Origin of the sequence: Anabaena sp. CCY 9402-a (assembly GCF_963920945.1) — a bacterium.
GTDB classification, from domain to species: Bacteria; Cyanobacteriota; Cyanobacteriia; order Cyanobacteriales; family Nostocaceae; genus Trichormus; species Trichormus minutissimus.
Window position 1 is genome coordinate 1 of the sequence record NZ_CAWUDL010000064.1, and the last position, 12,635, is coordinate 12,635.

Annotated in this window: 11 protein-coding genes; 5 read left to right on the forward strand and 6 right to left on the reverse strand. The window is 40.1% G+C overall.

Features of this window, described 5'->3' with window-relative positions; translation table 11 throughout:
• Nucleotides 1-701: 701 nt before the first annotated feature.
• A complete protein-coding gene (locus ACM0OR_RS20785) occupies nt 702-2,351 on the reverse strand; it encodes a fasciclin domain-containing protein (protein ID WP_414578480.1) in 1,650 nt (549 codons plus the stop codon).
• Nucleotides 2,352-3,019: 668 nt separating this feature from the next.
• On the opposite strand from ACM0OR_RS20785, the gene ACM0OR_RS20790 reads away from it, so the two are divergent.
• The 3 genes from ACM0OR_RS20790 (at nt 3,020) to ACM0OR_RS20800 (ending at nt 6,022) form a co-directional block, all read left to right on the forward strand.
• A complete protein-coding gene (locus ACM0OR_RS20790) occupies nt 3,020-3,760 on the forward strand; it encodes a hypothetical protein (RefSeq protein WP_414578482.1) in 741 nt (246 codons plus the stop codon).
• A gap of 127 nt (nt 3,761-3,887) precedes the next feature.
• Nucleotides 3,888-4,655 carry a DUF1350 family protein gene (locus tag ACM0OR_RS20795; protein WP_323265821.1) on the forward strand — a complete coding sequence of 256 codons (768 nt, stop codon included), beginning with the start codon at nt 3,888-3,890 and terminating at the stop codon, nt 4,653-4,655.
• A gap of 230 nt (nt 4,656-4,885) precedes the next feature.
• Nucleotides 4,886-6,022: a PP2C family protein-serine/threonine phosphatase gene (locus ACM0OR_RS20800; protein WP_414578483.1), complete on the forward strand. Its 1,137-nt coding sequence runs from the start codon at nt 4,886-4,888 to the stop codon at nt 6,020-6,022.
• Here ACM0OR_RS20800 and ACM0OR_RS20805 read toward each other — a convergent pair.
• From ACM0OR_RS20805 to ACM0OR_RS20820, 4 genes are all read right to left on the reverse strand, one after another.
• Nucleotides 6,019-6,345, reverse strand: coding sequence for an STAS domain-containing protein (locus ACM0OR_RS20805; protein ID WP_190707170.1), 327 nt, complete (start codon nt 6,343-6,345; stop codon nt 6,019-6,021). The genes ACM0OR_RS20800 and ACM0OR_RS20805 overlap by 4 nt on opposite strands.
• Before the next feature lie 754 nt (nt 6,346-7,099).
• Nucleotides 7,100-7,798 (reverse strand): nucleotide exchange factor GrpE, encoded by a 699-nt coding sequence (grpE, locus tag ACM0OR_RS20810; RefSeq protein WP_414578485.1) that lies wholly within the window; start codon nt 7,796-7,798, stop codon nt 7,100-7,102.
• Nucleotides 7,799-8,008: 210 nt separating this feature from the next.
• Nucleotides 8,009-8,500: a Dps family protein gene (locus ACM0OR_RS20815; protein ID WP_190707175.1), complete on the reverse strand. Its 492-nt coding sequence runs from the start codon at nt 8,498-8,500 to the stop codon at nt 8,009-8,011.
• 119 nt (nt 8,501-8,619) lie between these two features.
• Nucleotides 8,620-8,883, reverse strand: coding sequence for a sulfiredoxin (locus tag ACM0OR_RS20820; RefSeq protein ID WP_323265818.1), 264 nt, complete (start codon nt 8,881-8,883; stop codon nt 8,620-8,622).
• Between the two features lie 115 nt (nt 8,884-8,998).
• Here ACM0OR_RS20820 and ACM0OR_RS20825 point away from each other — a divergent pair, with 115 nt between their 5' ends.
• Nucleotides 8,999-10,663 carry a SpoIID/LytB domain-containing protein gene (locus ACM0OR_RS20825; protein WP_414578488.1) on the forward strand — a complete coding sequence of 555 codons (1,665 nt, stop codon included), beginning with the start codon at nt 8,999-9,001 and terminating at the stop codon, nt 10,661-10,663.
• 227 nt (nt 10,664-10,890) lie between these two features.
• Here ACM0OR_RS20825 and ACM0OR_RS20830 read toward each other — a convergent pair whose 3' ends face one another.
• Entirely contained in the window at nt 10,891-11,184 is a 294-nt protein-coding gene (locus tag ACM0OR_RS20830) for a ferredoxin (protein WP_190707183.1), read from the reverse strand.
• 461 nt (nt 11,185-11,645) lie between these two features.
• Between ACM0OR_RS20830 and ACM0OR_RS20835 the strand changes: the two genes are divergently transcribed.
• Complete coding sequence (locus tag ACM0OR_RS20835) at nt 11,646-12,635, forward strand: Gfo/Idh/MocA family protein (RefSeq protein ID WP_190707186.1); 990 nt, start codon at nt 11,646-11,648, stop codon at nt 12,633-12,635.

Here is a 12,635-nt window from a genome sequence, read left to right on the forward strand (position 1 = left end):
CTAGCATCCCTAGGTTCTATAGATGATGTTTTTTGTCAATGCGTAAGTCCTATTCTTTTATTAGCAACCCTGATCATCCGGTGAATTTTAGACAACAAAAACTTATCTTTTTGACTGCCTGACTACGGAGTCAATTTTTCTCTTGCCTTGGAATGACTTTTTCAGCAAGCCCGACTTATTCTTGAAACCCCTCTTTATAGCTTGCTTCTCTTACGTTCGCGTAGCGTGTCGTAGACAGACGCTACCGCGAACCCGCAGAGCGCAGAGTACCTCTCCCCTGCAAGGAGCTACTGTGTACACACAAGATAGTTAGTCGATACATTAACAATGTCAAGTGATACATTAACAATGTCAAATGATACATTAGCAATGTCAAGTGATACATTAACAATGTCAGGCGATACATTAGCAATGTCGATGCAGCAACTTGTGTGTACACTGTAGCCTGCAAGGAGAGAGGCTTTGATTCTTTCTCCCATTCCTTGTCTACGACACGCTCCGCGTTTCCTTCGGAACACTGCGTTAACGCGTTAGCGTCCCGCAGGGAACGTAGAGAAGGTAGGGAAGGGGTTGGGGGTTAGGTTTTAAAGAGAGTTGCACACGGCGTTAATTAATAATTGATGCTATTTTTAAACCCGCTCCTACTCAAAAATAATTCTTCCCTACTCCCTAATTCAAAAATCAATACAGGCAATTACGAATTAGAAATTGTAACCCACTCCTAATAACAAGCCAACATCAGTTTCATCAACAAAAGCGGCATTAACAGCACCCGTTAGTGTAAAGCGATTCCCCAAAGGAACGTCAACACCACCAGTTAGCAGCAAACCAATATCAGCATCGCCACTAGCTTCAATCGCTACACCAGCACCAACATAAGGCGATACAGAAAACTGTTGCACAACGCCAGGTTCTACTTCACGGGGGGTAAAATCATAAGTTACAGGTACGAGAAATACTGTATCGTTCCCAAATACTGCTGATGGACGCACTGATAAAGTCCGGGTAAGACCAATTTTGCTGATCACTGCAAAGTTACTTTCACTCAGAGCGGTATCACCACCCAAGCCAATGTTACCAGCTACTCCTACATAACTAGAGCCGCCACGGGTAGCTCTCCCTGGTGTTACACCGTTAGTAGGTGCAGGTGTTTGCGGTTGTTGACTGGTAAGGTTAGGTGGAATCAGAACTTGGTTAATGGCATATATCACCCCGTTACTAGCTTGGATATTTGGTTGAATCACTCTAGCTTCGTTGACTGCAATCTGATTGTTGGCACTATCAACTTGAATATTTACGGGCGAATTTTCAACAGTTTTTAATTCCCCAGATGAGAGTTGATTAGCTGTTAACTGACCAGGAACTACATGATATGTCAATATCTTAACCAGTAATTCTCTGTTTTCAGGTTGCTGTAATTGTTGTAAAGTACCAGCCGGCAAAGCAGCAAAAGCTTCGTTAGTCGGTGCAAAAACTGTATAAGGGCCTGGTTGTTGTAAGGTATCAGCTAAACCTGCTGCCTTCAGCAAAGAAGTTAAGGTACTAAAAGAATTACTAGCAGCAGCTATAGAAACAATGTCATTGCCAGTTTGAGTATTGCCAGTTGCTTGACCTACTATATAGTTAGTGGCTGCAACGTTGCTAGCAATAGGTTGCACCTGTCCTTGTTTGACTAACGCTTGATATAACAGTGCTGCGGCTTCTGCACGAGTCAACGACTGTTGGGGATTGAGTTGTGTGACATTGGGATAACTCACAACCATATTGGCTTGTGTTGCCGCCGCCACAGCATTTACAGCATAATCGGGAATCGCTGAAGCATCTGTATAGTAAGTATTCACTACATTTGATGCCGAGTTGCTAGATTCTAAGCCTAAACCATTAGCTAAAGCTGCGATCGCCTGCACTTTGGGAATCTGTTGATTGGGTAAAAATACATCTCCCGGATAGCCTGCCATAAATCCAGTTTCGTATGCTTCTCTAATGGCAGCATTTGCCCAGTAGTTCGCCGGTACATCTGTAAATCCGTCTGCACCTAATTGTCTGACAGGTTGTTGGTTAAAAGCCCTCTGGATCATTGTGGCAAATTCTGCCCGACTCACTGATTGGTTTGGCTTAAATGTGCCATCGGGAAAACCAGCAATAATATTTCTTTGAGCCAGGGTTTGAATAAATGGACTCGCCCAATAATCTGCACTCACATCACCAAAACTAGTGGCTGTAGTTGTAGCAGGAACTGTATTTTGAGCTAAAGCCACCTGAGAAATCATCACAGGAGAAATTGTAGCCGCCGCTACTCCTAAAGCTAGCAAATTGGCACTTGCTGATGACCAGCGAAAGAAATTATTCACGAACATATCCTCCAGGAAAAATTATTTTTTTTCAATCGGTCTATTAGATTTTCGCCAATGTTCAAATGCGTAACTAAATCTAAAAAATATTTGTCTGATGATTAGGATGTGATTGAAATTATGTTTTTATCTGAACAGACATCGCTCGAAAATATAGATTTTGGTGGTAAATAAATATTTGACAACCTAAATTCATTGATCCTGATATGAAATAACAACTGTGTTTTAGATAACAGAGATAAAGCTCTGTTATCTCTAATTCTTCCCTGATAACTTGGAATGCACAACTAGCTAAAGGCTAAATTTTTATGCCTCACTTTCATCCTTTAGATAGTTGATCACAGTCGCAAACACTCAATTATTAATTAGCAATTCAGGCTTTTTTAATGTGGCAATAGCTCATAGTAAAACTATATTTATTCTTTCTGCGTAGATTAAATACAGGTTAAAAATTTTAATTAAAGATTACTATTAAATATGTTTATTCAGTAATTATTATTGCGAATTAGCAGCTATATTATTTATTTTAAAGTATCAGATAACACAGCATCCACGGTTTTGTATGTGAAGATTAATTAAAGTTAAAAAAATAGACAAAATGCCTGCATGATTAGCCATATATAAATTTGATTGTTATATTGTATTAAATAATCACTATAATGGTGAAAATGGGGAAAACTGTGCGTAATGATTTACAGGGCTTAGAGATTAGTCAAAAGGAACTGCAAAAGTTGACTAATTTACCTGTTAAGGATGAACTAGTCATCATCATTAATCCTTTAAAAGAGATAGGTAAGACAATTGTCCATAAACTTAAAGGTTCTGAAGGGGCTACGGTACTTTTCTTGAGCTTTGCTATATTTGTATTTAGCTATCTGATCCTGGATATTTTGATTAAGATATTTGCTAACTGGATCACAATCCCGTCTTGGATGTTATTAATAATACTATGTTTTTGGGGTGGTGGAATTACCCAATGTGGTTTTTACTACTGGTGGCGAAAAAGACTCAAAATTCTCAAGGAGAATATGAGCCATTCTCTGCAAATTCTTTTAAATGATGTTGATAGATATAATGCTGTGATTAAAGCCATAGACATTAATGATCAAATAGAAGATGCTGGTAATCCAGAGGTGAATATCAAAGAAAGAGCAAAAGTAATTGCAGCATTAAAACTAACAAGAGATGATTTAGTCAGGGCTTTAAAGACAGAAAGAGTTTTGAGGGAAAATAAAAATTTTATTCTTGGTAATACAGAGTTATTTGCCAATAATTTAGCAACTTTAACCGCCATGCAAGTTACAGAACAAGCTACTGAACATGGACGGTTACTTAATGAAGCATTGCAGATTGCTTTAGATGTACAACATGAAATGAAAAGCTTACAGAGTCAATCTCAGGATAGGTGACAGGTGATAGGTGACGGGTGACAGGTGATAGGTGACAGGGGACAGGTGAGATTTTATCACTATGCCCTATGCCCAATACCCCCACTACCCTTTAACATAAAGAAGTGTGAATAAAGCGATCGCCTGCATGGATTGGAAAGAAATTAGAGGTAATTGGGTACTGATTCCCCCAAACCCGATTGGTATCATTCATTTCTTAGGAGGTGCATTTGTGGCTACTGCACCTCACTTGACTTACCGATGGCTATTAGAACAAATAGCAGCTAAAGGATATGTGATTATTGCTACGCCTTTTGTCAATACGTTAGATCATATTGCGATCGCGCAATCTGTGCTGCTGAATTTTGATCGCACGATAGAACGATTACACGATTCTGGCAAGCTACGCAAACTATACCTTCCCACCTATGGACTTGGACATAGTATGGGTTGCAAACTCCACTTGCTCATTGGTAGTGTATTTCCCGTAGAACGCGCAGGCAATATTTTAATATCTTTCAATAACTACGCTGCCAAAGATGCTATTCCCCTAGTGGAACAGTTTAATTCGGCTTTCACAATTGAATTTACTCCCTCACCATTGGAAACTAACAAAATCGTCCAGGAAAGTTATAACATCCGCCGTAACTTACTGATCAAATTTAATAACGATAACCTCGATCAATCAGCCGCTTTAACCAAAATTTTACAAGCGCGCTTTCCTGAGATGGTGACAGCGCAAATTTTACCAGGAACGCACACCACACCTCTAGGCCAAGATATCAAATGGCAAACTGGAGCATCTTTTACTCCTTTAGATGCTTTGGGACAGTGGTTTAGACAAGAAGTATATCGTGACCTAAATCAGCTAAAACGCTCCCTACTCTTGTGGTTGAATCCTCTGTCTCCTCCGTAGGCGACAGGTGACAGGGGACAGGGAACAGGGGACAGGTGAGAAAAATCCAATACCCAATGCCCAATAACTATTGACTTAGTTAAAAAAAGGCAAATTCTCTCTAAGAGATGGATAATTGGAGATAGTTGAGCATTATATTTTTAGTGATAATACTCAACTATTAATTTTGATAATATTTTTATTCTTATTGGTAATAACTAACTATTAATTAACCTTGTCCAAAATCACCGATGTTTAAAATACTTGTCATTGATGATGATCAATCAATCCAAATACTGCTCAAACGAATTTTACAAAAACAGGGTTATGAGGTAGTTGCTGTTAATAATGGTGAAGAAGGAATTACTCAAGCACTGGCTTACCGTCCAGCATTAATTATTTGTGATTGGATCATGCCTGGCTTAAATGGGTTAGAAGTTTGTAATCGGATTAAGACTGACCCTAATCTATCTACTACCTTCTTTATTGTATTAACATCTTTAGATTCTGTGTCCGATCGCGTCAAAGGTTTGGATGCTGGTGCTGATGATTTTATCACCAAACCGATTGAACAAAATGAACTGCAAGCCAGGGTGAGAGCGGGATTAAGACTGCATCAGTTGAGTCGAGATTTACAAACTCAAAAGTTGCTTTTAGAAGAACAGCTAACGGAAGCTGCCGAATATGTGCGATCGCTTCTACCTGAACCGATGACTGCACCCTTTACCATTAATTCTCGATTTATCCCGTCTCGACAACTTGGGGGTGATTGTTTTGATTATTACTGGTTAGATAATGATGCGATCGCCATTTATCTACTAGACACGGCTGGACATGGACTCAAAGCCACTCTCCCTTCAATTTCCGTGCTGAATATTTTGCGTTCTCGCGCTCTCAAAAGCCTCAATTACTATCAACCCAGTGATGTCCTCAAAGGTTTAAATGAAACCTTTCAGATGAATTATCAAAATGACAAATATTTTACTATTTGGTATGGAGTTTATAACCGAGTCACACGAAAATTAACTTATGCCAGTGCTGGACATCCACCCGCAATTTTGATATCTGGAACATCTCCAACTAGCAATGAAGTTCAACTTTTGAGAACTCCTGGTATGCCAGTTGGGATGTTTCCAGAAGCACAATATATTGATGCTTCCTGTAATGTAAAACAATTCAGTAGTCTTTATATTTTTAGTGATGGTGCTTACGAAATCACTAAACCAGATGGCACACTCTGGAATCTAGATGCTTTCGTGCAGATTCTTACTAGTGTCCATCGTACTGCTGATTATCAACTTGATCATGTCTTGAACTACCTCACTGCTCTGAACTGCAAAGAAATTTTTGAAGATGATTTATCAATTCTGCAAGTCAAGTTTGACTAGTTTCTAGATAGGATAGTTTGATTAAATTCATCTTGACTCTTGAAAATTTCAAAGACTTTATCCATGCCAGTCAGTTCAAATAATATTCTTACTTGCTCATTAATCGAGCAAAGAAATAGCTTTGTCCCTGCTGCTCTCAGGGTTTTAAAAGCTAATACCAAAGACCCCAAAGCCGAACTATCCATAAAAGTTACTTCTTGACAATCAATTAAAATAATTCCTACTCCACTGTCTAGAAGATTAGTGATGTTTTCTCTTAACTCTAAGGAGTTAGCTGTATTGATAATTCCAGAGAGTTTAATAACTTTTACGTCTTGATTCATTGTATTTTCAACCAAATTACACGTCAGAAATGTCATAATTTCGCAACCATTATATAGCAATTAGCTACATTCATTGAGAATAAATTAGCAACCCAAAAGTAGTAAATTAACTCATAAGTAATCTCTGATAATAGAAACTAATTTAAAGCCCAAATTATAATACATAAATTGTATTTTCAGGAACATTATCATATACCAACCTCAAACTATTACTCGAATCAAGGATATTTTAGTTAGCAATTGGTAATTAAGAAATTTAGATTTATTATGTATTTCCATACTTGGCATATGTAGTCTCCTTTTGTCCCATTTGTATAAGTAAGTAAGAGATATGAACATAACTTAGTTTCATCACCAAATTTTGTATCTCTTGTGCCAAAATGATGATATCTCGACAAAACTTTTAAAACCTCAGCTAAAAATTCATAAATTTTCTGAATCCCTTGAAATTATCAAAACTCAAAATTGATCCGAAGTCAAAAGACTAGAGATAGATCCTTCTTATGGCGTACATTGTGATGATCGCTAGTGAGTTCTAGCGATTCAGTAAAGGACTTGTTTGTCTTGCATACTTTTTTATACATAAATCCCCATTGATCAGGTTAACAACTGCTGGTACTAGAAGTTAGATACACTACTATCTTTTAGTATTCCCAATATCTTAAATTTCTAATCGATAACTGATGTGTAGGGGTTTAGGGGAAAAAAGGAGATTTTACCCCAATTCCCAATGCTCATGCCCTATGCCCAATATTTACTCAATCGGACTGACTTTGGCACGATAAAGTAACTTGTCACCTTGGAGATAGCCAGTGTAGCGGATTTTGACTATTTCTCCTGGTTGTGCAGTTCCTGCCAATAATTGATGCAGTTGGGGATTATAGGGCAATTCTGCCCCTACAGGTGCGATCGCTTCTAATCCCCAGGCTTGTAATAATTTTTCTAAAGGTTTTTGTACTAAAGGTAAGATTTTGACTGCGGCTAGTTGGGGATTCTCTTGCGCTTTCTGGGCGGCTGTAGGCCATTGTAATAATAAAGATTCCAGCAGTTGTAAACTCGACTGCTGGAACTCTTGGAGCAATATTTCTCGCTGCTGTTCTAGTTGTAATTGCGATCGCTCGTATTCTTTTTTTAAATTAGCAATTTCTTGGGGAGTGGGGAGTGGGGATTGGGGACTGGGGAACTCGGTGTCCCCTCTGGGGATAAGGGGTGATAGGGATTGGGGACTGGGACTCGGTACTAAAAAACTGGCTACTAATTCGCTCAAGGGTATTTTCAGCACTTGGCATAACTTCAGCAGTACATCCAATCGCATCTGTTCTAGTTTCCCCTGGCGTAACCGCAGTATTTGCCGTTCGGAAACACCCGCAGCACGACTTAAGGCTTTAAAACTAGAAATACCTACCTGTTGCATTAAGTTTTGCAACTGAGGAGTGCGATCGCAATTGAACATGATAATTGGGGATCGGGGACTAGTACCGCAAAGCGGAAGTCAAAAGTCAAAAGTCAAAAGTCTTTAGTCCTTAGAAAAATCAGGACTAAAGTCCTCTCTACGTTCGCGGAGCGTGTCGTAGACAGACGCTACGCGAATACTACGAAACGTCAAAACTAACATAGAAAAATTTTACCTTGTACCCAGTCCCCAGTCCCCAGTCTCCAGTCGCTATTCTTCCAGCAAACTTCTCAACATCCAAGCAGTTTTTTCATGGACTTGCATCCGTTGAGTTAATAAATCGGCGGTGGGTTCGTCGTTCACTTCGTCAACCACAGGAAAAATCGATCGCGCAGTTCTGACTACAGCTTCTTGTCCTTCCACTAATAAAAGAATCATATCAGTGGCTTTAGGTACGCCAGAAGTTTCAGCAATGGAACTGAGTTTGGCATATTCGCTATAAGTTCCGGGTGCGGGATAACCTAAAGCCCTGATTCTCTCAGCAATTAAATCGACGGCTAAAGCCAACTCTGTATATTGAGTCTCAAACATCAGGTGCAATGTTTGAAACATTGGCCCCTTCACATTCCAATGGAAGTTATGAGTTTTTAGATAAAGCGTGTAGGTGTCGGCTAACATCCGAGATAAGCCTTCGGCAATCTTGGCTCTGTTGGCATCATCAATGCCGATATTTATATTTTTAATTGTTGCTTCAGATGACATGAATTTTCTCCTAATTGAGTAATGATGTATTGGGGCATGGGGCATGGGGTATGAAATAAAGATTAACGGACAAAGGTTAAGTTCAGGATATTCATACTTCCCTAGTCCTCACTCAGTCCCTATGCCAAGTGCATCTTCAGAACACTACGTGGAGCTTTACGGACTCTAGCTAAAATGGTTTCTTTACCCAAACGTTGGCAGGCTTCATACCGATGACAACCAGAAAAGCCATAATATTGTCCATCTACTTCTAGGACATCAATGGGTTCTTGCTGTCCGATCGCCGCAATCGATTCCATTAAGGTTTGCACTTTGTTGGCATCGTTGCTACGGGGCAATGGCCTGTGAATTTGATTTAATGGAATTGCTTGTATCCTAACCATGAGGAATTACCCCACTAAATTCTGTTTCGTATCCATAGATAAATCATACTCATTATGACTTCGTTTTGCAACTTTTTCGGCAAGCAAAACCGATAAGAGTATTATGGGAGCGCTCATGCGACATAAACACCACGCCACTAAGCAAGTACCAAAACTGCTGCCTAGCAGCGAAACTAAGAATCGGAGAGCCAGAAAATATTCATTCTGGCGTTTTTCCTTGACTGTGCTGATGACTTTTAGTTTGTTGGGATTGACGGGCGCATCAGGTACTGAAGACAAAGTTAAGGATTTAAACTTGAGAATTGGGATTGTGCAACGATTTGGTCAAGAACCTGCGGCCAAACTGCAACTAGAACCCACAAAAGACGATCGCTTAAAACTCAGGTTTCAAGAAGGGGACAAACAACGTACCCTAATTACCTCAAATCCTGTCCAGCTAGAAACAGTGATGCAACCGTTATCCAGTCCAGCCATTGGAGAGGTGTTAGTTTTAGGTACATACAGCACTTACGAAACGGCGGAAGATAGTGCCAACAAATGGCGATCGCAGGGAATTGAGGTAGAAATAGCCCAGCCAGATCGTTGGCAAGTGTGGGCAAAACGGGAGGTTTATAACACGCCTTTATTACGACGGTTGTTATTTAAGACTGTACAATCTACGGGCAATCAGTTGGCATTCATTAATACTCAGGTTTCCCCGACGATACCGCGAGTCAATTGGATAGTGAACGGCAAACGCTACAGCCCCCAAAACGTAGAGATTAGTACAACTAAAAACTTGATTCGGGTAAAGCAAGGCGAAAAACTAGATACAACGCGTGTTTACGCAGGCAAAATTAATTTTCAGCCCAACGCCTATGGTACATATACTCTAGTCAATCAAGTCCCCCTAGAAATTTATTTGCGTGGCGTTGTTCCCCACGAAATTGGTACAACTGCACCAACAGCATCTCTCGAATCCCAAGCAATTCTGGCTCGGACTTACGTCTTAAGAAACTTACGTAGATTTGCTGTTGATGACTATGAGCTATGTGCTAATACGCACTGTCAAGTTTATTATGGGCTGACAGGAACAAGCACCAAAACTGATCAAGCGATCGCAGCTACTAGAGGTAAAGTATTAACTTATAACAATCAGCTAGTGGATGCTCTCTACTCTTCTACTACTGGCGGTGTGACAGCTTACTTTAGTGATGTTTGGAATGGTGAAAATCGTCCTTATTTACGCCCAGTTGTGGATACACCTACAAATTTATGGGACTTATCCAAGCAGAGTCTCGCCGATGAAAAGAACTTTCAGCAATTTATTAGCCTCAAACAGGGATTTAATGAAAGTCAATGGAATGTGTTTCGCTGGTCTAAAGAAACGCCATTAGATAAGATTATTGAAGACTTACAGAAATTCTTACGGGCGAAAAACAGTCCCTACGCCAAACTTAAAAACATTGAGGCCATGGCCATAACTGAGCGCAGTCCAAGCGGACGGATTCTCGAACTAGCCGTGAAAACAGATATTGGTACTTTTACGCTGCATAAGGATGAAGTACGTAGTGCTTTTGCTGCTCCTAGAAGTACATTGTTTTATATAGTGCCGTTGAATAAAGGTAAAACAGAATTATGGGGATACGCCTTTATTGGTGGTGGCTTGGGACATGGAGTGGGACTGAGTCAGACCGGGGCGCAAAATTTAGCCAAACTAGGTTGGTCAAGTAACAAAATTTTGCAATTTTACTATCCTGGAACGCAAATTAAACCGCTCAATGAAGAAATCAAGTTCTAGAAACGAAGGAGTCAGGATTCAGAATAATTAGCTGCGATCGGCTAGTACATTTGTTTTATGGTACATCACTTTTAACTAGCACTTTGTCAAGTTAGTTGTAAACAAAAGGTTTTTTGTGTACCAGCAACTCCATCCTTTTCTGGGTGGAGTTATTTTATAGCTATAGCCTGACCGCAGGCTATTCTGAATAATGTTCTGACCCCTTTAATTATTGGGCGATCTAACTCTTAGTAGAGTTCTTCTTCTTTATGAGTTTCGATGGTGACATCAGAAGTAGGATATGCAACACAAGTGAGTACATATCCAGCTTGGATTTGATCGTCATCTAAGAAAGATTGATCGGATTGGTCTACTGAACCAGAAACCAATTTACCAGCACAGGTGGAACAAGCACCGGCACGACAAGAGAAGGGCAGATCAAGACCTTGCTCTTCAGCTGCATCTAGAATGTATTCATCATCGGGTACATCGATGGTGGTTGTATCGTCACCGTTGACTAGTGTAACTTTAAAGGTTGCCATTTGAGTAATCCTCTTTTTTGCGGACGGCAGTATTTAATTTATCCCAAAGCAATCCTTACGGCTGTCCTGATGGAGTTAGCCGTTGTTTCAAATTTGCTTCAATTCTGATACTACGGGAAAAATTAAAGTATGTAACAAGAAATCCCTCGCGATTAGTAATGAGATTTGGTTAGTAGATAACAATAAGTTTTTTTTATACTTTTAGCAATTCAATATCGCTACCATTAGAAAAAACTATATATTCTAGGTATTAGGCATATAAATTCAAAATTCAAAATTGTACTCCTCCGGAGTGAATCCTACGGATACGCTACGCGTTCACGCAGTGTTCCGCAGGAAGCGCGGTAGCGTTGCGTAATGAATAAATTCTGCCCCTCTGCTCCCCCTGCTTCCCCTGCTCCCCCTGCTCCCCTGTCCCCTGTCCCCTATTCCCTACACTTAGGTATAATGCAAAAGCAGCTTTGGGAACAGCAATAGTGCGAGTAGGCTTAGTCGGTACTGGATATGCAGCAAAACTACGGGCAGAGGCTCTACTGCAAGATGAACGTTCAGATTTAGTTGCAGTTGCTGGGAATACATTAGAAAAAACTCAAACCTTTGCCAAAGATTACCAGACTGAAGCGATAACTTCTTGGCAAGATTTGGTAGAACGAGATGATATAGATTTAGTGGTGATCTCCACAATTAATCGTGATCATGGTGCGATCGCCCGTGCGGCACTATTGGCAAATAAACACGTAGTGGTAGAATATCCCCTAGCTGTAGATTTGGCAGTAGCTGAGGAATTGGTGGCTTTAGCCCAAGCTCAAAAAAGATTACTCCACGTCGAACATATCGAACTTTTAGGCGGACTGCATCAAGCTTTAAAACAAAACCTAGAGAAAGTTGGTCATTTATTTTACGTGCGCTACAGCACAATCAATCCCCAAAACCCTGCACCCCACAAATGGACATATCATCACGAAATGTTCGGGTTTCCGTTAATTGGCGCACTGTCTCGCTTACATCGTCTAACGGATTTGTTTGGTGCAGTCTTCTCTGTTAACTGTCATCAACGATATTGGGAAACAGCAGCAGACTCAGACTATTACCAAACCTGCTTCTGTATGACGCAAATGTCCTTTGAAAATGGCTTGCTAGCTCAAGTGAATTATGGCAAAGGTGAAAGTTTGTGGCAGCATGAACGAAAATTTGAAGTGCATGGTGAAAGTGGTGGTTTAATTTTTGATGGGCAAACAGGATTTTTCATTCAAGCCGGGGAAACTACACCCATAGAGGTGGGAACTCGTCGGGGTTTATTTGCCAAAGATACAACAATGGTGTTAGATCATTTATTTCATGGCACACCTTTGTACGTCACCCTAGAGCAAAGCTTGTATACTCTAAAAGTTGCTGATGCAGCCAAAAGAGCCGCAGAGACTGGTTTAACTATATTTGTTACAGATAAATAA

Excerpts from the sequence above, each read along its gene's own strand:
- ACM0OR_RS20790 (WP_414578482.1), top strand. The coding sequence starts at position 3,020 with ATGGGGAAAACTGTGCGTAATGATTTACAGGGCTTAGAGATTAGTCAA.
- ACM0OR_RS20795 (WP_323265821.1), top strand. The coding sequence starts at position 3,888 with ATGGATTGGAAAGAAATTAGAGGTAATTGGGTACTGATTCCCCCAAAC.
- ACM0OR_RS20800 (WP_414578483.1), top strand. The coding sequence starts at position 4,886 with ATGTTTAAAATACTTGTCATTGATGATGATCAATCAATCCAAATACTG.
- ACM0OR_RS20805 (WP_190707170.1), bottom strand. The coding sequence starts at position 6,345 with ATGAATCAAGACGTAAAAGTTATTAAACTCTCTGGAATTATCAATACA.
- grpE (WP_414578485.1), bottom strand. The coding sequence starts at position 7,798 with ATGTTCAATTGCGATCGCACTCCTCAGTTGCAAAACTTAATGCAACAG.
- ACM0OR_RS20815 (WP_190707175.1), bottom strand. The coding sequence starts at position 8,500 with ATGTCATCTGAAGCAACAATTAAAAATATAAATATCGGCATTGATGAT.
- ACM0OR_RS20820 (WP_323265818.1), bottom strand. The coding sequence starts at position 8,883 with ATGGTTAGGATACAAGCAATTCCATTAAATCAAATTCACAGGCCATTG.
- ACM0OR_RS20825 (WP_414578488.1), top strand. The coding sequence starts at position 8,999 with ATGCGACATAAACACCACGCCACTAAGCAAGTACCAAAACTGCTGCCT.
- ACM0OR_RS20830 (WP_190707183.1), bottom strand. The coding sequence starts at position 11,184 with ATGGCAACCTTTAAAGTTACACTAGTCAACGGTGACGATACAACCACC.